The organism is Sinorhizobium sp. BG8, assembly GCF_016864555.1.
Lineage (GTDB): Bacteria > Pseudomonadota > Alphaproteobacteria > Rhizobiales > Rhizobiaceae > BG8.
In genome coordinates this window covers 921,963-941,692 of sequence record NZ_CP044012.1, presented here as the reverse complement: position 1 = coordinate 941,692, position 19,730 = coordinate 921,963, and the positions used below count along the sequence as shown (strand labels likewise).

Annotated in this window: 16 protein-coding genes and 2 pseudogenes; 8 read left to right on the top strand and 10 right to left on the bottom strand. The window is 62.9% G+C overall.

The features are described 5' to 3' along the window. Position 1: 1 nt before the first annotated feature. The 6 genes and pseudogenes from F3Y30_RS25265 to F3Y30_RS26795 all read right to left on the bottom strand — a co-directional run. A complete protein-coding gene (locus F3Y30_RS25265) occupies positions 2–1,483 on the bottom strand; it encodes an aldo/keto reductase (protein WP_203427010.1) in 1,482 nt (493 codons plus the stop codon). Then, positions 1,480–2,463 (bottom strand): branched-chain amino acid ABC transporter permease, encoded by a 984-nt coding sequence (locus tag F3Y30_RS25260; RefSeq protein WP_203427009.1) that lies wholly within the window; start codon positions 2,461–2,463, stop codon positions 1,480–1,482. The genes F3Y30_RS25265 and F3Y30_RS25260 overlap by 4 nt, the downstream gene beginning before the upstream one ends. Next, complete coding sequence (locus F3Y30_RS25255) at positions 2,460–3,371, bottom strand: branched-chain amino acid ABC transporter permease (RefSeq protein WP_203427008.1); 912 nt, start codon at positions 3,369–3,371, stop codon at positions 2,460–2,462. The genes F3Y30_RS25260 and F3Y30_RS25255 overlap by 4 nt, the downstream gene beginning before the upstream one ends. Beyond that, entirely contained in the window at positions 3,368–4,111 is a 744-nt protein-coding gene (locus F3Y30_RS25250) for an ABC transporter ATP-binding protein (protein WP_203427007.1), read from the bottom strand. Before F3Y30_RS25250 ends, F3Y30_RS25255 begins: the two co-directional genes overlap by 4 nt. After that, positions 4,108–4,200, bottom strand: a complete 93-nt coding sequence (locus F3Y30_RS26800; protein ID WP_246753092.1) for a hypothetical protein — start codon at positions 4,198–4,200, stop codon at positions 4,108–4,110. The genes F3Y30_RS25250 and F3Y30_RS26800 overlap by 4 nt, the downstream gene beginning before the upstream one ends. A gap of 114 nt (positions 4,201–4,314) precedes the next feature. Beyond that, positions 4,315–4,805: pseudogene (locus F3Y30_RS26795) on the bottom strand (ATP-binding cassette domain-containing protein); the annotation flags it as partial. A 268-nt stretch (positions 4,806–5,073) separates the two neighbouring features. Here F3Y30_RS26795 and F3Y30_RS25240 point away from each other — a divergent pair. From F3Y30_RS25240 to F3Y30_RS25225, 4 genes are read left to right on the top strand one after another with little or no spacing between them, the layout of a single operon-like run. Beyond that, entirely contained in the window at positions 5,074–5,793 is a 720-nt protein-coding gene (locus tag F3Y30_RS25240) for a GntR family transcriptional regulator (RefSeq protein ID WP_203427006.1), read from the top strand. After that, positions 5,786–6,136: a TIGR04076 family protein gene (locus F3Y30_RS25235; protein ID WP_203427005.1), complete on the top strand. Its 351-nt coding sequence runs from the start codon at positions 5,786–5,788 to the stop codon at positions 6,134–6,136. The genes F3Y30_RS25240 and F3Y30_RS25235 overlap by 8 nt, the downstream gene beginning before the upstream one ends. 9 nt (positions 6,137–6,145) lie before the next feature. Next, entirely contained in the window at positions 6,146–7,192 is a 1,047-nt protein-coding gene (locus F3Y30_RS25230; RefSeq protein ID WP_203427004.1) for an aldo/keto reductase, read from the top strand. Positions 7,193–7,194: 2 nt separating this feature from the next. Beyond that, on the top strand, positions 7,195–8,460 hold the full coding sequence (locus F3Y30_RS25225) for an ABC transporter substrate-binding protein (RefSeq protein WP_203427003.1): 1,266 nt from the start codon (positions 7,195–7,197) through the stop codon (positions 8,458–8,460). Between the two features lie 61 nt (positions 8,461–8,521). Here the strand turns inward: F3Y30_RS25225 and F3Y30_RS25220 are convergent, their stop codons facing one another. Further along, complete coding sequence (locus F3Y30_RS25220) at positions 8,522–10,477, bottom strand: elongation factor G (protein WP_203427002.1); 1,956 nt, start codon at positions 10,475–10,477, stop codon at positions 8,522–8,524. 468 nt (positions 10,478–10,945) lie between these two features. Between F3Y30_RS25220 and F3Y30_RS25215 the strand changes: the two genes are divergently transcribed. The 4 genes and pseudogenes from F3Y30_RS25215 to F3Y30_RS25200 all read left to right on the top strand — a co-directional run bounded on the left by F3Y30_RS25215 (position 10,946) and on the right by F3Y30_RS25200 (position 15,674). Next, positions 10,946–12,070 (top strand): sugar ABC transporter substrate-binding protein, encoded by a 1,125-nt coding sequence (locus F3Y30_RS25215; RefSeq protein ID WP_203427001.1) that lies wholly within the window; start codon positions 10,946–10,948, stop codon positions 12,068–12,070. An 85-nt stretch (positions 12,071–12,155) separates the two neighbouring features. Beyond that, positions 12,156–13,709: a sugar ABC transporter ATP-binding protein gene (locus tag F3Y30_RS25210; RefSeq protein WP_203427000.1), complete on the top strand. Its 1,554-nt coding sequence runs from the start codon at positions 12,156–12,158 to the stop codon at positions 13,707–13,709. Next, positions 13,706–14,686 carry an ABC transporter permease gene (locus tag F3Y30_RS25205; RefSeq protein WP_203426999.1) on the top strand — a complete coding sequence of 327 codons (981 nt, stop codon included), beginning with the start codon at positions 13,706–13,708 and terminating at the stop codon, positions 14,684–14,686. Before F3Y30_RS25210 ends, F3Y30_RS25205 begins: the two co-directional genes overlap by 4 nt. Further along, a pseudogene (locus F3Y30_RS25200) lies at positions 14,683–15,674 on the top strand (ABC transporter permease). The gene F3Y30_RS25205 and the pseudogene F3Y30_RS25200 overlap by 4 nt, the downstream one beginning before the upstream one ends. Positions 15,675–15,678: 4 nt before the next feature. On the opposite strand, the gene F3Y30_RS25195 reads toward F3Y30_RS25200, so the two are convergent. From F3Y30_RS25195 to F3Y30_RS25185, 3 genes are all read right to left on the bottom strand, one after another. Then, complete coding sequence (locus F3Y30_RS25195) at positions 15,679–17,349, bottom strand: GMC family oxidoreductase (protein WP_203426998.1); 1,671 nt, start codon at positions 17,347–17,349, stop codon at positions 15,679–15,681. Beyond that, complete coding sequence (locus F3Y30_RS25190) at positions 17,346–18,278, bottom strand: aldo/keto reductase (RefSeq protein ID WP_246753037.1); 933 nt, start codon at positions 18,276–18,278, stop codon at positions 17,346–17,348. Before F3Y30_RS25190 ends, F3Y30_RS25195 begins: the two co-directional genes overlap by 4 nt. A 321-nt stretch (positions 18,279–18,599) precedes the next feature. Next, entirely contained in the window at positions 18,600–19,550 is a 951-nt protein-coding gene (locus F3Y30_RS25185) for a glycosyltransferase family 2 protein (protein WP_203426996.1), read from the bottom strand. Between the last annotated feature and the right edge of the window lie 180 nt (positions 19,551–19,730).

Here is a 19,730-nt window from a genome sequence, read left to right as displayed (position 1 = left end):
CTCAGAGAGAAGGAAGGCCTTCCGTGCAGATCGCTTCTGCCTCTATTTCCACTTCGTAGTCGCCGACGAGGTTTCCCGCCTCGATCAGGGTATTGGCGGGAAGGATCTCTCCGAAGACGCGGCCATGGGCGCGCGACACCGGCTCCCAGAGATCGGCGTTGCGAAGGTAGATGCGGGTGCGAACGACGTCCTCCATGCTTCCGCCGAGTGCCGCGATCGAGGCTGCGATCTTGTCCAGCACATAGGTCGTCTGTGCTCCCGCATCACCGGGAGCCACACAGCGGTCGGCGGCATGGGTGGCGGTGGTTCCGGAGACGAGAATGCGTTCGCCAATGCGCACCGCACGGCTGTAGCCGGCGATCGGTTCCCATACGCTGCCCGACGAGACGCGGAACCGGCCGGGTTTCCCCGAAACAGCCTGCGCCTTGTAGATCGAGGGAATGGCGTCGAGATGGTGGCTGAGGTCGCCGGAGGCCGTAAGGAACGGCGGCTTGCGGTATTCGTCACCGCAGTCGCCGGGAATGGGACGGGTCGCCGCGAAGGCCGCATCGAGGGCGATGCGGTCGTCGTCATCGAGCGCGAAGCTGAAGACCTTGAGATTGTCGTCTCGGTGCTCACTTTCGCCAAGCCGCGCGCCAATGATCGTTGCCGCCACGGCCTCGTGCTCTAGAACCCAGCGGCTCGCCACGTTGGAGAGCGACACGCCGTGCTTCGTCGCGATCGCGGCAGCGGCGCTCAGGATCTCCTGGAAAGCCTGCCATCCCCCCGCTGTGTCGATGAAGCGCTTGTACTTCGATCGGCTCCAGTCCGGAATCTGTTGCGGTTCCGGCTGCCCCAGCCACTTTTCAGAAAGGAAGCCGCCGCAAAGCGTGCCGTAGGCAAGCAGCCGAACACCGGTTCTGGCGCAGAGTTCCGACAGGGAACCGGCGGCGCGGCGGTCCACAAGCGAGAAAGAAACCTGGTTGGTGGCGATACGTATACCATCCGCCAGGGCAACCGCCAGATGCGCAGCGTCGAAGTTCGTGACGCCAAGCGCCTCGATCAGGCCCTCCCGGCGCATTTCTTCCATTTCGTGAAGGGCATCGAGCCAGGCCGGGTGTTCGAATGTCCACCAGTGAAACTGCAGGAGGTCGATCTTTTCCACACCAAGCCGCGTCAGGCGCTCCTCGACGCCGCGCCGTACGACCTCGCGTGTCATGAGACCGGGCTCGGGGCACCACTTGGTGAAAGCGACCGGGCGTCCTTCGCGGGTGGGGTAGCGCGACAGGAGCCGGCCGGTGATGATCTCCGCCGTGCCATAGTGATCGGCCATGTCGAAGGTGTCGAAGCCGCCCTTGGCATAGGCCTCGAGCGCATCTGCCCCCGTGTCCGGATCGATGGTCGTACCATTTTTCTCGATGTCCGCGACTTGCCACAGGCCGCACACGAGACGGCTGATCCCGAGGTTTTCGGTAAGCGCAATGCGTTCGGGCTTTGAGGTCATGATCTTTGTTCCATGGAGGATTGCGGTTCGCGACGCCGGGCCAGCCGGGACAGGACGCTGATTTCACCGAGGATGCCGCGGGGGCGGAGAAGGAGTATGAGGCAGAGCCCCACGCCGATCGCCACGATCTGCAGCGAGGCGGCCCGAGCCTGCTGTTCCGGCGGGACGAAGGCGGAGACGCCGGCCGCTGACAGGGCCCATATGCCCCAGACGAGGACCGCGCCGAGGATTGCGCCGCGATTGTTGCCGGATCCTCCGACGATGAGCATGGCCCAGACCTGGAAGGTGAGGATGGGCATGTAGTTGTCGGGTGCGATGAAGCCGATGAAATGCCCCTGTGCCGCACCTGCGAGTCCCATGATGGCGCCGCCTATGGTGAATGCCTGCAAGCGAAAGCGGATCGCCCGTTTTCCGAGCGCCTGGGCGGCGGTCTCATCCTCGCGGATTGCCCTTAGAACACGGCCCCAGGGGCTCCTCGCCATGTGCTCGAGTGCGAGATAGAGCAGGACGACGACGCCCGTCATCAAGACAAGGTTGCCGAGCCCGAATGCGAGCGGCTCCGATGCATAGCTGTCGAACGGGCGTGGAATGAACCCGATGCCGAATGCCCCACCGGTGATCGATTGCAAGTTGAGAACGCAGAGCTGAACGCATACCGCAACGCCGAAGGTGGCAATCGCCAGATAGTCGGAACGAAGCCGGATGGTCAGCGCGCCGACCAGCCAGGCGACGGCGCCGGCCGCAAGGGCGCCACCAAGCCAGCCGACGGCGATCGGCAGGCCGAAACCGCCCAGCCGATCGGCCGTCTCGGGTGTTGTCAGCAAGGCGGAAGCATAGGCGCCGATGGCAACGAATGCGGCAATCCCGACATTGAAGAGACCCGTCTGGCCCCATTGCACGTTGAGGCCGAGGCACATGATCGCGTAGGTCAGGGCCATGGTCAGGAAAAACGCCGCATAGGCGAGGATGTCGAGGCTCATGCCGGTCTCCCGAACAGGCCGCGAGGCCGCGCGACAAGCACGGCCACGAGGATGACGAAGGAAACGGCGGCACGCCACTCGGCGCCGACCACCTGCACCGCAAGTGCCTCGGAAAGACCGACGAGAAGGCCTGCAATCATGGCGCCCGGAACGCTGCCGATGCCGCCGAGAATTGCAGCCGCAAACAGCGGCAGCAGCAGATCGTGGCCGAGGTAGGGGCGGATCTGGACGAGGAGCCCGACCATCATCCCAGCTACGCAGGCGAGTGCTGCGCCGAGCAGCCAGACGGTGCGGATCACCTTGCGCACATCAATGCCGGCAATGCCGGCAAGGGCCGGATTTTCGCTGACGGCCCGCATGGCGCGGCCGATATCCGTGCGGGTCATCAACAGATGGACCGCGGCGACCGCGACCGCTGCAAGACCGAGAGACAGCAACTGGTCGGGGGTGGCACGCAGGCCGCCACCAATACCGACCGCGATCTGGAGCGCTTTGGTGTAGTAGGCCGGATTCGAGGTGAAGATGAATTCGAGCAGGCTCCTGAGCGCCAGGGATGCGCCGAAACTGGCCATCACCAGGATGATCACCGCGGCACCACGTGCACGAAGACGACCGAACAGGAGTGCATCCACGGCAAGGGCAAGCAGCCCCGTCAGGCCGATGGCGAGTATGGCGGCTATCGGCAGGGACCAGCCGAAGGAGAACGGTGCGATCGGTGCCTTGAAGGCGGTCGAAAGATATCCGAGCCCGCTGCTGATCGCCAGCGCGATGTAGGCACCCCAGGAAAGGAACTCCCCGTGGGCGAAGTTCGAGAAGCGGAGGATCGAGTAGGTGAGGGTCACTCCCACGGCACCAAGTCCGATCATCGCACCGGCGATGAGGCCGTCCATAAGAAATTGCGGGTTCATGGCTTCACCTCTTTCGGGGCAGCCCCACTGCCGAGGTAGAGCTTCGCGACGACCGGATCGCCGAGCAGCGTTGCGGCCTCGCCCGTGTGGCGGATCTTTCCCTCGACGAGGATCATGGCGCGGTCGGCGATCGCAAGTGCCGCCTTCACGTTCTGCTCGACCAGCACGATGGTGACGCCGGCCCCATTGATCTCCTTCAGCATGTGGAAGACCTCGCCCACGATCTTCGGCGAAAGACCGGCCGAGGGTTCGTCGAGAATCAGCACGGCGGGATCCACGATGAGGGCACGGGCAACGGCGAGCATCTGCCTCTGGCCGCCCGAGAGGGCGCCGGCGAGCCGGCGGGAATCCCGGGCAAGATCGGGAAAGCGCTTGTAGAGGCCGGCGATGCGTTCCGATCGCACCGGTTTCGGCAGCAGGGCCGCGGCAATCTGCAGGTTCTCGTGGATCGACATGGTCGCGAAGATGTTTTCGGTTTGCGGCACGAAGGCCAGGCCCTCGGCCACCTTTCGGTGGGCCGGCGTGCGCGTGATGTCTCGCCCTGCAAGCTCGACAGTGCCGCCATGGATCGGCACAACACCTGCTATCGCCTTGACGAAGGTGGATTTCCCGGCGCCGTTCGGGCCGAGCAGGACAATCAGTTGGCCGGTCGCCACCGAAAGGTCGATACCACGCACGATCGGGAGGTCCGGCTCGTATCCCGCGACGAGGGCTCGGACGCTAAGGGCGGGCGCGGTCATGAAGCGCCCCCGAGATAGGCTTCGATTACTGCGGGATCTCCGGCGACCGCCGCGGGCGTTCCTTCCGCAAGCGGGCGTCCGAGTGCCATGGCGACAACGCGCGAGCACAGACGAGAGACCATGTCCATGTTGTGCTCGATCAGGAGGATGGATTTACCCTCGGCGTTGAGCGCGAGTATGCGTTCCATGATCGTTTCGAGCAGGGCCGGGTTGACCCCGGCCGCCGGCTCGTCGAGGAGGATGGCCCGAGGATCGGCCATAAGGATCCGAGCAAGCTCGAGGAGCTTGCGCTGTCCGCCGGAAAGGACGCGCGCCGGCTGGCTTTCCAGCGCGGAGAGAGTCACGAAATCCAGAAGCGCCCGAGCCTTTTCAATGGCCGCCTTCTCCTGCTGCCGGACGTGGCGCGGCCGGAGGAAATTGGCGAACAACCCTTCACCGTCCTGTCCCTGTGCTCCCACGAGCACGTTTTCAAGCACGCTCATCTGCGCAAAGGGCCGCGAAATCTGGAAGGTGCGTCCGACCCGCGTGCGATGCGCCTCTCCGGACTTTCCTGCGAGACCTCGCGACCTGCTATCCAGATTTCACCCGCACTCGGCTTCAGGCTCCCGGCGATCAGGTTGAACATGGTTGTCTTGCCGGCGCCGTTCGGCCCGATCAGGCCGACGAGTTCTCCGGCCCCGAGGCGAAGCGACATGCTGTCCACCGCCACCATGCCGTCGAACCGCTTCACCAGATTGCGCGCCTCAAGGACGGCGGTCGCCGGATCGATGGTCTCGGCAGCGTGTGAATGAAGCGACTGCATAAAGGACGGAAGGCTCTTGATTTGATGAATGATGTTTGATCAAACTTTAGAGCGAAGAGAAAAGCAACCGGAAACTGCGTTTGTCACGAGGAGTGTTCATGGGGACGATTTGCACTGCGCGACCGACCCGCTGCGTCCTGCAAACGCCAGGGCCAAGCGCATGACCGGCGAGGATGCACTCTCCCCCGTCGGCCGCGAGACCGTCCACGACCGGGTCTACGGACAGCTGCGCCAGTCTCTCATCAACGGTATGTTCGACGCGGGAGATGTCCTTCGCATCGTCGATCTCGCCGAGAGGCTGCAGACCAGCACAATGCCCGTGCGCGAGGCACTTGGACGGCTCGTTTCCGAGCAGGCCCTGGAAGCACTACCCAACAGGTCGGTTCGGGTTCCCCTGATCACGCGCGCAAGGCTCGATGATCTCGCTCGTGCCCGAATCCTGATCGAAGGGCAAATGGTTGCGCTCGCCTTGCCCAGGCTGACTACCGACGATTTCGCAAAGCTCAGGCAGATCAACGTCGATTGCGACCGGGCTTTCGAGGAGCATGGGCAGGACATCGGGCACGTGACGTCCGCGCTGAACCAGCGCTTCCATTTCCACATCTATCATGCCGCTCACTCGCCGGTGCTGATCCCCATTGTCGAAAGCCTGTGGCTCCAGTCCGGCGCCATCATCCGGAAGGCCGCCCACATTCACGATGAACAGGGAGGGCTGGCCGCGACGAACCACCATTGGGCGATGATAGAGGCGATGGAACGCGGCGACGCCGAGGGCGCGATCCGCTCGCTGTCGAACGACATCAGCCGGTCCTTCGATCTCATCCGCGGCCGGCTCGACCGCGATGCCGAACCACCACGGAAGGACGCCCATTATGGCTGAACAACCGGATGATTTCTTCGAACTCTTCGACCTTCGCGTTGACGTTGTGATCCCCCAGGGCGGCGCCGTCTATTGCGGAGCGAAGCCGGGCGACCATTTCGAGTTGCAGGGCGAAATGCTCTATCTGCCGCCGGGGCAGGGCATCTCGATCTATTCTCTTGCCTCGGTCCTGCCGCTGCTCGCGGCCAAGCAGCGAAAGACCCATCCCAATGACTGGATGAGCACCGATGCGGAGGTCGCCTGCCCGGATCCGAATTGCTCGACGCGGCTGAGGATTACCCGCAAGGGTCTGCGCCGCTTCAGCCATGCCGCGACCACCGCGGTTCCCTTGAACGACGAATAGGTACCATACATGCAGCGCAGGAAGATTGCGGAGAACTACGAGATTTCCAGGGTCATCCGCGGCGGCTGGCAGCTCGCCGGCGGACACGGGGCGATCGACGGGGACAGTGCCGTCGAGGACATGATCGCCTTTGCCGACGCGGGGATCACTACCTTCGACTGCGCCGACATCTACACCGGCGTCGAGGAACTGATCGGGCGCTTCCGCACGACCTACCGCAAGCTGCGCGGAGAGGAAGCGCTGAGCCGCATTCGCGTCCACACGAAGTTCGTGCCCGACCTGGCAGTGCTTCCGAACATTACCAAGGCCTATGTCGAAAAGGTCATCGACACGTCGCGCAAGCGCCTCAATCTCGATTGTCTCGATCTGGTGCAGTTTCACTGGTGGGCTTACGACATTCCGGGCTGGGTGGAGACCTCCGTCTGGCTGAAGGAGCTGCAGGATGCAGGCAAGATCGGCCACGTGAGTGCGACGAACTTCGACACCGAGCACATGCAGGCGATCGTCGGTGCAGGCGTGCCGATCACATCCTTGCAGCTGCAGTATTCCCTGCTCGACAGGCGTCCTGAAAAAAGCATGGTCCAGCTCGCCGCTCAGGAGAACTTCGCACTCTTCTGCTACGGCACGGTCGCTGGCGGCTTCCTTGGTGATCGATGGCTCGGAAGGAGCGAGCCGGAGCATCCGCTCGAGAATCGTTCGCTCACGAAATACAAGCTGATCATCGACGATCTGGGCGGCTGGGACCTGTTCCAGGAGCTGCTTTCGACGCTGAGGCGCATTGCCGATCGTCACGAGACCGATATCGCCACGGTCGCGAGCGCCGCCATGCTGGAGAGGCCAGGCGTAGCAGCCGTCATCGTGGGCGCACGCAATCGCGAGCACCTCGCCTCCAATCTCGCAATTGCCGCGCTCAAACTGTCATCCGGGGACAAGTCGGAGATCGACGCAATCCTTGCTCAGGCAAAGCCGCTCGAAGGCGACGTCTACACGCTGGAGCGCGATCGGGAAGGGCGCCACGGCATGATCATGAAATACAATCTCAACAAAGGGGAATGACAATGAGGAACAGACTGCTTCTGACGACCATTTTCGCGGGGCTTGCCGCTTCGGCGGCACCGGCACTTTCGGCCGATTGCGACATCACCGTCGGCATGGTGATGGAATTGACGGGCCCAGCCGGCGCCTACGGACAGGCCGGCGCGAAATCCGTCGAGATGGCCTTCCGCGACTTCAACGAGGCCGGCGGAGTCGACGGCTGCAAGCTCGTTACCGACACGCGTGACAGCCAGAGCCAGGGCAACGTCGCCGTCGACCAGGCGACACAGCTCGTCAACATCAAGAAGGTGCCGGTCATCATCGGCGGCATCATCTCGTCGGTCTCCATCCCGATCCTGACCTCGGTCACGGCACCTGCTGGCGTGGTCCAGGTATCGCCTGCTTCCTCTTCCCCGACGCTCACCGAGCTCGGCCGCCAGGGCAAGACCAACGGGGTCTTCTTTCGCACCATCACCTCGGATGCATTGCAGGGCACGGCCGCGGCCAAGTATGCGCTGGACCAGGGCTTCAAGAAGATTGCCGTCATTCACGTCAACAACGACTTCGGCGTGAACATGGTTCGCGAATTCGCCGCCGCTTACGAAAAACTTGGCGGCACGATTACGGCGACGGTTCCGTACAACGAAAAGCAGGCGAGCTACTCCGCGGAAGCAAGCAGCGCCATGACCGGTGAGCCGGACGCACTCTATCTTGTCAGCTATCCCGTCGATGGTGCGACGATCGCCCGCGCCTGGATCTCGGGCGGCGGCAAGCAGGCCTTCCTCCTGAATGACGGGATGAATGCGAAGGAGTTCATCGAGGCCGTTGGCGCGGAGTACCTTGAGAATGCTTACGGTACGTCGTCCGGCACCAGCCCGACCGCCTCGACGGAGTACTTCAACGCTAACTACGAAGCGTTCTCCGGCGGCATTGCAGCCTCAGCGCCGGCTGCGGACCGTTCCTATGATGCGGGCGCGATCGTGGCGCTGGCGATTGCCAAGGCCGGCAAGGCAGATCCTGCCGCGATCAAGGCCGCAATTCCGGAAGTGCTGGCAGCAGGCGGCGAGCCGATCCATGCCGGCAAGGACGAGTTTGCCAAGGCACTCAAGCTGATCAAGGAAGGCAAGCCGGTGAAGTATGAAGGCGTCATCGGGCCGGTCAGCTTCGACGCCTACGGCGACATCACCGGTCCGTTCCGCCTGTGGAAGATTACCGGTGGCGAGGTCACGACGGTCTCCGAGATGAGCGCGGACGAGGTCGGCAAGGTGAAGGCCGAGATCGCCAAGTAGAGCGTTTTTCCAAGCTCGGGACGCGCTCAACGGACGGCGCGTCCCGGAACTCTCCCGGGCGTCAGCTCTGGTGTGAGCCGTGCGCCGTGACGATGGCGTCGGCTTCCTTGCCGTAGAGCTCCTCGAAGTGATCGAAGGTCTTCGAGAAATAGCCGATGCCCTGGGTTACGGACCGCAGCGAGCGTGCAAGTTCTTCGAGCGCGCTTCCCGGCACGAGCGCCCGGAAGGTATCCCATCCCTTGGCCGACTCGTCCCTGTCGAAACCGAGGACCTGTCCCTTGAGTGCGGAAACGATCTGGACGAGACCACCGGTGTAGATCGAGGGGATGTGTATTTCCACGCGGCTGATCGGCTGCATGAGGACGGGCGAGGCCTGGGAGAGTGCCTGGCGAACGCCCATCTTGGCGGCCGCCCGGAATGCGAATTCCGAACTGTCGACGGAATGGTGCTGGCCATCGGTTAGCGTGACCCCGACGTCGATGACGCCGAAGCCGAGCGGGCCTTTTTCCATCGCCTCGCGCGCGCCCGCCTCTACGGCCGGTATGAAATTGCGCGGGACCGCGCCGCCCTTGACGACCTCCGCAAAGCTGAACCCGCTCCCGCGTTCGTTGGGATGGATGGTTAGCTTTACGTCGGCGAACTGACCGGCACCACCCGTCTGCTTGCGGTGGCGGTAGTGAACGTCGGAGGGCTTCGACACCGTCTCGCGGTAGACCGGACGCGGCGATTGATCCGTCACTTCCACATGAAAGACTTCGGACAAGGTGCGACTGAGATCGCGCAGGTGCAGCGGTCCCTGCACGCAGATCAGATGCGCGCCCGTGCCTTCCTCCTGCGAGACCGCGAGGCTTCGGTCCGTTTCCGCGAGCTTTGCGAGCGTGCCGGACAGCTTGGTCTCGTCACGTTCGCTGCCCGGCACGAGTATTCGCTCAAGCATCGGTGTGGGCGGTTCGGTCCAGACCGGCGGCGGCGCGGCCCCGGAGGAGGCGAGCAGCGCGGGTACGGCTAACCGATCGGACTTGACCGCTGCGAAGATCGCCCCGGCAACAAGCGCTCCGTTTGCGATCGGGCGAGCCGATATTGGATCCTGCAGCGTTCCAAGACCGGCCTCACCGATGGCCGCGCCCTGCTTCACGCCGTCTGCAAGCGTACGGGCCAGGACCGTCTTTCCGACGTTCTGCCGATGGTAGCCATGGAAGGTCGCGGCCATGAGGCCGGCGGCATCGAGCCCGCTTGCCTCCGCCAGCCGACCCCGCAGCGCTTCGACCGGCGGAGCCTCGTGGCGCAGGGCCTTCATCAGCCTCAGGATGCCGTTGCTGTGGCTCGCCGCCCCAATGAAGACCGGTGTGATCTTATTCTGCTTCAGGATGCGCGAAGAGATCGCATAGATTGCGGCGCTATCCGGCTCGCGATCTTCGATCAGCTCTTCCAAAAGCCAGTCGTCGAATTCCGAGAGATGTTCGAGCAGCTCGGTGCGTGCTTCATGTTCGCGTTCCGTCACTTCTTCCGGAATAGCGATCAAGGACGAGGTCTGTCCCTCCCGGTATCGCCAGGCCCGTTCGGAAATGAGATCGACGCTGCCGACCACCTTCTCTCCCTCCCGGATCGGGATCTGGCGCAGCACGAGCGTGTGGCTCGAATAGTCCTGCAGGGCGGCGATGACGTCGCGCAACCGGCCCTTCGGCTCGTCAATCCGGTTTACGAAGATGATGCACGGCGTACCGGAGGCTTCGATCGCCCTCAGATAGGGAGCGGCGAGAACGGCCGCGTCCGGTGACGGAGACACGCAGAGCACGCAGGCGTCACTGGCAAGCAGGGCGTGCTGGGCATGGGCGAGGGACTCGATCGATCCGGGTGTATCGAGCGCACACCAGGTTTCGCCCGAGATCTCGAATTCCGTCAGGCCCAATCCGTAAGGGGAAGTCGATGTTCGCGGTTCGGCGGCCAATGATCCCAGCTTTTCAACGAGCGTGGATTTTCCCGTCTGCGAGGGTCCGAGTACCGTAAAGCAGCGCATAGGCTATCCTCCAATTGCCAAATCCGCGTGTTCTCCCAGAACAGGATGACGTGAACCAACAAGAAGCGCCAGAGAAACATTGGCTCTTCTTTTGGGGCACTGCGCGCAATGGTGGATCCGCCTCCTGTGCAGGGGCAGCCGGGAGACGGTACCTCGGGCCGACCAAGGCGACCGCAGCCACTCCTTTGAGAGGATTTTACAATTCTATTTGACAGCGCTACCATGCCCGCGACGCCAAGGGGAGGAGCCCGATTGACGTCACCGGGCCAGCATATCGACATGGGGTGCCGAATTGACCGCATCGTTGCGCCACGGCCGACGATGCCCTGAATTCCCACAGATCATTTCCCCATCCCGAAGATAGGGTGAAATGCGCAAGGCGGCTGCAGTCCGCTGTCATCAGCGACGCCGTCAGCCGTCCATCTCGATGCGATGTCCCGTAATGGCAACATCCAGGGAGGGAATACGATGATCAAGGCATTCGTCAGCGGCGTTCTCACCGCCGCGACATTCACGCTACTGTCCAGCACGGCGCTCGCCGAACCGGAGGTTGTCAGCGGTCCCGCTGCCGAGCCGGAGTGCTTTACACCTTGGGCAGCCGAAACGCAGTTCTTCAAGTTTCCCAAGAAGGAAGGTCCATACAGGATCGCACTCGCCAACGGCTTCATCGCCAATACATGGCGCATCCAGATGATCCAGACGGCCAAGGCCTATTCCGCGCAGCCCGAAGTCGCGGCAAAGCTGAAGGAGTTCAAGGTCGTCTCGACGGGCGAAGACGTGCCGGCACAGATCTCGGCGATCAACAACTTCATCGATTCCGGATATGACGCGATCGTCGTCAACGCCCAGAACCCGACGGCCTTCGGCCCGGTCATCAAGAGGGCCAAGGAGGCGGGCGTCGTCCTCGTCGCATTCGACAACATTCTCGACACCCAGGATGCGATCAACGTCAACGTCGACCAGAAGGGCCTCGGCGTGCTCTGGGCGAACTGGCTGGCCAAGCACCTGCCCAATGGCGGGAAGATCCTCGAAGTGCGCGGTGTCGCGGGAACGTCCGTCGATACCGACCGTCACAACGGGATCCACGAGACCTTCGACGCAACCGGGAAAAACTGGGACGTGGTCGAGGTCGTGGGCAAGTGGGACGATCCGACTGCCCAGAAAGCCACTGCGGACGCGATCGCCGTGCACAAGACATTCGACGGCATTACCGCGCAGGGCGGCGATACCGGGGTCGTCCAGGCGATGATGGACGCCAATCATCCCTTCGTGCCTTTCGGTGGCGAGACGGAGAACGGCTTCCGCAAATTCTGCTCGCAATATGCCGACAAGGGGCTCAAGTGCTCTTCGGCCGGTACCGGACCGGCGCAGGTGGCCGTCGCGATCAAGACGGCGATCGCAGCGCTCGAGGGGCAAGTAGTCCCGCAATCGATCAAGCTGCCGCTCGCCATCGTCGAGGATCCGAACTTCAAGGAAGGTGAGGACTTCTATCCGAAGGAATCCGACAACTTCTTCGTCGGTAACTCCTTCCCGACCTGCGGTATCAATTTCTCCGCGCAGGAAATCATGGGGCAGACCAAGGAAGACCAATAGCTCCATCCGCATTCGCCCGAGGTGAACACCATGTCGGCGGCTCAGCGCCGCCGGCATGTCCGAAACGGATAGCTCAAGGACGATCATGATCACGTCTGAACCGCAGGCGGCTACGGCATTTTTCAAAGTGGAAGGCGTAACGAAGCGCTATGGCGGCGTACTGGCGCTGGAGAATGCGCATCTTTGCGTGGAAGCCGGCCGGATCCATGCAATTCTCGGCGAGAACGGTGCCGGCAAATCGACGCTGATCAAGATCATCGCGGGCGTGGTCGCGCCCGACGAGGGACGCATGGTGCTCGACGGCCGCGACGTCTCCTTTCGCTCCCCGGCCGAGGCCTCTGCCGCAGGGATCGCCTGCGTGTTCCAGGAATTGTCGCTGGTGCCCGATCTCAGCGTCGCCGACAACATCGCTATTTCCGATCCGCCACTGAAGTTCGGGCTCATCGATCGCCGCGTGCAACGCACCATCGCCGAAGAGGCGTTGGCACGGGCAGGGGCCGACGACATCCATCCCCGTTCGCTTGTCCGCGACCTGCCGCTTTCGCGCCGGCAGATGGTGGAGATCGCCAAGGCCCTGGCCCGCAAGCCGCGTATCCTCATTCTCGACGAAGCCACCTCCGCCTTGACGGCGGGTGACGTGGCAAAGGTCTTCTCTGTCCTGAAGCGCCTGCGGGCGGAGGGGCTCGCGATCCTCTACATCTCGCATCGCATGCACGAGATCGCCGAGTTGGCCGACGAATGCACGGTGTTTCGCAACGGCCGAAACGTCGCCAGCTACAGGGCCGGCACCCGCACCGACAACGAGGTCGTCGAGATGATGATTGGTCGCGAGGTGAGCAACGTGTTCCCGCCCAAGCCCCCGCCATCTCCGGACCCGGTGCCACCCGTCATCGAGTGCAGCGACCTCAGCTGGGGCGATCGGCTACGAGACATCTCCTTTACCGTCGGTGCAGGCGAGGTGGTCGGGCTCGGCGGGCTGGACGGTCAGGGCCAGCGTGACCTGCTGCTGGCGCTCTTCGGAGTGCTCAGGGGAACGAGCGGCCTGGTTCTTGTCGACGGCAAGCCGGTATCCATCAACAGCCCCGCTGCTGCGCGGTCTGCGGACATCGGGATGGCCCTCATACCGGAAGACCGCAAGACCGAAGGACTGATGTTGCCGATGACGGTCCGGGAGAACCTCTCCTTCGCAACGCTCGACCGCATTTCCCGCGGCGGCATCATCGACCGCGGCAAGGAAGACGGCGCAATCGACGAGATGATCAGGCTGCTCGCGATCAAGACCGCCGGGCTCGATATCCCCGTGGGTGCCCTGTCCGGCGGCAATCAGCAGAAGGTGGTGATCGCCAAGTGGCTGATGCGCAAACCCAGGATCATCCTGCTCAACGATCCCACGCGCGGCATCGATGTCGGCACCAAGCAGGAGCTCTACCAACTGCTGCGCCACCTGGCGGAGGAGGGAGCCGCGATCCTGTTCTATTCGACCGACTACGACGAACTCATCGGCTGCTGCGACCGGGTCCTCGTGCTGTATGACGGTCGGGTCGTGCGCGAACTGGAAGGTCCGGGCCTCACCGAGCACGCCCTCATCGCCAGCGCCCTCAACGTCGACGAAACGCGCGAACCGGAGATGGTTCCATGAAGGAATGGCGCTATTGGTTGAGCGAGCAGCGCGGCAGCCTGATGGGGCTTGCGATCTTCCTGCTCATGTTCTCGGTCTACATCGCCAACCATCCCGCCGGCCTGACCGCGAACGTGGCGCAGACGGCCGCCAACAAGGGCGTGCTGCTCGCCTTTGTCGCAATGGCACAGGCGCTCGTGGTGATCACCGCGGGGATCGATCTTTCCGTCGGGATGATCTTCGTGCTGACCAACTGCCTTGCATCCTGGATCGTCGTTGGATCGCCGTTGGAGACTGCCGCCGGTCTCGTTGGGGTGCTGGTAGCCGGAATGGTCTGCGGTGCAATCAACGGGCTCCTGGTCATCTACGGCCGATTGCAGCCGATCGTCGCGACGATTGCCACCGGTGCCGTCTACTTCGGCATAGCCCTGCTGCTCAGGCCTTTTCCCGGCGGCTCGGTCAATGAGGATCTCGCCGACGCACTGACCGGCCGGCTGTTTGGCGTCATCCCCTCAAGCCTGGTGCTGCTGCTGGCCGTCGTTGTCGTGATATGGCTGCCGTTCCGGCGGTCGACGCTCGGCCGGGCGGCCTATGCCGCGGGATCTTCGGAGCCCGCCGCCTTTATGTCCGGTGTCCCGATCCGCCGGGCAAAATTCGCAGCCTACACGCTGGGCGGGCTGCTAGCGGGCATGGGCGGGTTGTTCCTAACCTTCTTCACCTATACCGGCGAGGCCGCCTATGCGAGCGGTGGCGGCTACACGCTCTGGTCCATTGCTGCCGTCGTCCTCGGAGGAGTGGCGCTCTACGGCGGCCGCGGCAGCGCCGTCGGCGCGATCTTCGGGGCCTTTGCGGCGCGCACGACCGGTGACATGCTGTTTGTCTTCGATGTCGATCCGCTGTGGCAGCCCTTGCTTCAGGGTATCGTGCTCATGATTGCCGTGAGCATCGGCGCCATTGGGCTTCTCCGCATTCGCAACCGTCTGGAGTGGTTCCAATGAGCGAGGCATCGGGAAGCCCCTTCGCGTTGCGTTCCCGTTTGCCGGCGGTGCTGCGCCGCGCCGACCCCGCCGTGCTGACCGCCTTCGGCTGTATTCTCCTTCTGCTTTTCGTCGGCAGCTTGTATTCGCGCAATTTCCTGTCCCTGGAATACCTGCTGCAACAGCTCAAGGTCGCTTCTTTCCTTGGCGTCATAGCTGCGGGCATGATGCTGGTGATCCTGCTCGGTCATATCGACCTGTCGGTTCCTTGGGTCGTCACCATGGGGGCGATGATGGCATGCGCGGCAGCCGGGATCGGCACCGGGGGCGCGGTGTTGGCCATCCCGATCGGCGTTCTCTGCGGCGCGGTCTTTGGTGTCGTGAACGGCGCCGGGGTCGCGTATCTGCGCATTCCTTCGATGATCGTGACGCTTGCGACCAATGTCGTCGCTCAGGGATTGATGGTGCTCTACACCGGCGGCTTTTCCCCGCAGGACTCGGCCCCGGCAGCGGTAAGGTGGCTTGCGACCGGCTATATCGTCCCCGGGCTTCCGAACGCCGTCCTGGTCTGGATCGCGATCAGCGCCGGCATGGTGTTGCTCTTTTCACGAACTTCGTATGGCCGTGCGATCTACGGTATCGGGAACAGCGAGCGTGCCGCCTACCTTTCCGGTATCGATACACGGCGGGTGGTCATGATCGCCTTCGTCATGTCCGGTGCGCTGAGTGCCTTCGGCGGCGTCCTGCTCGCTGGTTATGCGTCAAAGGCAGCCCAGGCCATGGGAGATGCCTATCTGCTTCCCTCCATTGCGGCCGTGGTCCTCGGGGAACGTCCATCCTCGGCGGGCGCGGCTCCTATCTCGGGACGGTCGCGGGCGTCATCCTGATAACGTTGCTCCAGTCGATACTTTCCGTCATGCAGATGCCGGAGGCCGGGCGGCAGATCGTCTACGGCGTGGTGATCATCGCCATGCTCCTGCTTTATGGCCGCAGTCCCGCCAATCGGTGAAATGTCATCCACCTCGCGTCGACTTTAGGTAGTCGACGAGGCGAAGCGCCAGCGCCACGATCGTCAAGGTCGGGTTCGCGTGGCTGCTCGTTGGAAAAACCGAAGCTCCGGCGACGAAGAGGTTCTCGGTGTCGTGGACGCGACAGTTCCGGTCCACCACCCCGGTCTTCGGGTCGTCGGACATTCGTGTCGTGCCGATGTGGTGGGCGATCGAATCGAAATGTCTGAGCTGATCGCGAACGGCATCCTCCAGGGGAGCATCGTCGACGACAAGTTCGCCCGTCGCCGTCTTGCCGAACTGCTCGCCGATGATCTGGTGCGTTCTGACGATGGTCTTGACGTCCATCTCGGTGAAGGCAACGCGCACGTCGAGGCGGGGTGTGCCGAGCGCGTCCCGTTCCGGCCGCAGCATCACGCGGCTCTCCGGGTTCGGCATATGCTCCGACTGGTAGTAGAGCGCAAAGCGATTGTTCAAGTCTTCCTTGCGGGGGAGGAGAATGGGCAATCGCCGCTTGGTCAGGTATCTCTGCTTCACGACCTGCAGGATCTGGGGTGCGAGGGTCGGTGCGCGCCAGAACATCGTGTTCACGTGACGCATTAACTCGCTCTTGTTCTGGCGGAGGTACTCCGCGGCGCTGCTTTGTCTCCTCAGGGCAATTGCAAACTTGGTCAGAAAGATCGCGGAAGCGAGCGCGTTGGCCTCGAGAGCCTGGTCAAGATACGGGGTGAGGAAGCAGGCGATGACATTGCCGATCTTTTCTCGGCGCTGCGCGTCCGGGGTGATCCAGAACCGTCTTCGGACGTAGACGTCGTTGTCACGCTCGAAATCGTAACGGAAGGTCTGCCCTGGATCTTTCAGCTTCGCCCAGCTGTGGATTCCGGTCAGATGAGACATGTAGTATCGACCGACATTGTCGTTTTCATTGCCTATTCCTGCGGGACTTTCATCGTTCGATGCCAGCAGCAGGCGTGCATTTTCCAGCCCGCCGCAGGCAAGGACGACACGCTGGGGGCGTACCGTGAAGCGATGGGAATCTTCTATCGCCACCTCCACACGCTTTATGCGGCGGGTCCCCGGCTCGATCCGGAGCTTGGTCATCGTCGCGTTCAGCAGGACGGTGACGTTCGTGCTCTTTTCGAGCAGTGGCCCGTACTTCTGTGCGAAATTGGTCGGCGGACCCCATCGCTCCAGTACGGAGGTGATGACGTCGGCTCCGTCGAATCCCTCGATCATTTCGGCCTGCTGACCGGGGAAGACCGTTTCTGCGTTGAACTCCGGTTTTGCCACTTCGCATAGTGTGGCCGCACGCGCGTAGCTGGCTTGCAGTTCGCTCCATGGCAGCGGCCAGCCGCTATGAGGTATCCACGGCCGCGCCTCCAGGTCTACGGGATCGAAGGCGATGCATCGTCCGCCCCAAGCGTTCGACGTTCCGCCAAATTGGCGCCGGCGGTAGGCTTCGAGAGGTTCGTGACTGCCGGCCGGCGTCACGAAACCCCTAAGAAGATCGCGCGACTGGGCGCTTTCCTTCCGGGCGCCGCTTTCCAGCAGAATTGTCTGGATCGACGATCCGGCAAGCTCCAGCGCTACAGTAGTTCCGGCGGGTCCGCTGCCGACGACGAGAACATCGCACTCCAGCTCCGTGCCCGGAGGCACCGTCGCGCCGCGCCGGATCATGGCACGAGATCATCGAGAGGAACCGGTCGCGGGATCGACAGGTCTGCGATATTCTCCAGGAGATGCTCGCGGCTGATCGTTCCGGTGAGGACTGATCCTACGTAGGGCTGTTGCAGGGCAAAGTTCAGGAGCAGCTGTCGTGTAGTCATGCCGTGAGCCTGCGCGGCATCTTCCAGTTTCTGCTTCCACTCCTCGACCGCCATCGGAGCGAAGACCCGGTTGGCGACGACACCTCTTCCCGACTTGCCGAGGCTGGAAAGGCCGCTCTTGGCCGCCGGCGTTCGCCAGGGATGCACATCGGTCTGGATGACCCTGATAAGAGGGTTGCTCTGAGCGACTTCGAGAACCTCGTCATCCGTCGGGGAGATCCCGACGTGGCGAATCTTGCCGGCCTTCTGCATTCGGCTGAGGCACTCGAACGATTCCGCATTCCGTGCTGCCGAGAGGGGCAAATCGTGAAGGTAGAGAATATCGACATAGTCGGTACGCAAGCGGCGCAGGCTCCTGTCCACGGCGTGCGTCAGATACTCAGGCGAGAAGTCCTGCCGGATGACGTTTGTGGCGTGGGCGTTGTCGCGGGCTGTTTCGATCAGTGCCCTCACCCGCCCGAGTGGACGCAGGAGAGGCTTGAGATAAGGCTTCGCCTTCGCCAGCAGCACGCCTGCGCGACCCAGCCGGTAGCCTGCCTTGGTCGCGATGATGAAGCGGTCACGCTTTCCGCGAATGGCTTCCCCGACGATCCTCTCGCTGTCTCCCTGGCCATAGATATCGGCAGTATCGATGAGATTTATTCCATGGTCAGCCGCGGTCATGATGAGGTCCAGCGCCGCTGCGCGCGTAAGTTCTGAGGACACTGAGGCAAGCTTCGATGTTCCAAGACCCAGCACGGAAGCGCGGAGATCAGTATTTCCGATAGCTCGATACTCCATCTCTGGTTCCAATGCGTTGTTATCGTTTTTGCGGCGGCCGTATCCTGCAAGTTCGCGCTCAAGAGGTATGAGTATGCCTCAAGGCCGCATGCAACGCGGCAACCGATACACGGCAGGAGCATTCACGCGGACGAGCAAGCCGCATGCCCCAGCTGTCAAAGAGCCGAGCAGCATAGCACCGTACCGTCTGGCTGGCGAATTTGCGCTTTCTTGGCGGCAGGTCCTGCCGAAAAGCGCCGGGCTCGTCACCTTGGTGGAACCGCCCGAGGACGGTGTCTCCGTGCGGCTGCCCTAAGGTGTCAGGATCATTCCACTCCAATCCTATGCGAGGTTGCTCTGGCCGACGAGTGCTGCGCGCAGCGCCGTGCGATGTTGTGGTCCGAGCGGCACCCGGATGGTTTCGTTGACTATCACGCCCAACCTGAAGAATGCGGAAGCCACCGGGCCATGGAGGCGGCGATAGTAGCGGATGCGATTGGTGGTGCTGAGCGCCGTGAGGAAAGCATTGGTCGCGCACTCACCGCCGATATGCACGGCGCGCGCCTCGGGAGCATAGAGAACCGCGAGGCCCGCCATGCGTGCCCTGCGAAGGTAGTCGACCTCCTCGCTGTAGAGAAAGAAGCTCTCGTCCCACTCGCCGATCCTGCGACGGGCCTCTGAGGATATCAGGAGAATAGCGCCGGTCGCCCACTCGATGTTGCCGCCGGTCTTGTAGAATGCGGGGTCGTCCACCATTTCCCCGACACCCATGCGTGCGGCCCGATTGCCGCCGAGAAGGGCGTCCGACCAAACCGTGGCTATGGAGGGCTCCCGGCGAATGGATTTTGCGATTGTTCCGTCTTCATTCAGGATCTGCGGCACGACTATCCCCACCGACCGATCTGAAAGTCGGCGCAGGAGAAGCGCGACGCTGCCCGGATGGAGACGGATGTCAGGGTTGAGAACGAGTACGTCCCTCGTTGGTTCGATCGTCGAGGTGGCCGCGTTTATCCCGGCCGAATAGCCGGCATTGCGTCCCATCCTGATAACCTTGGCACCGACGGGATGGGCTTGAGCCAGTTCGTCGGAACCGTCCTGCGAGGCATTGTCGACGACGATCACGTCATGGTCCGCGATCCCCTCGAGCCCTGCGGCCAGGGAGTCCAGCAGGCCGGGCAAGACGGGAGAGCTGTTGTAGGTGACGATGACGACGGAGAGCCCCCCGGGCCTGCCGGAGTTCGCCCTGATCGGGACGCTCAGATAACCTTCCGTCAGACCGGATAGTGATTCCATGTTGCATCCTCACTGCAACCCGCAACCCGGGCGCGCACGGTTTCCATCATCCTTGCAGAAGAAGCGGCCGCTCTGGAAGACTGCCGAGAGACGTAGAGGCAACCGATTCCAATGCCTGCCGTAGTCCGGAAAGCGAGGCGATCTACCGAAGGTCTAGTCCCTTCGAGGTATGGCAGCATC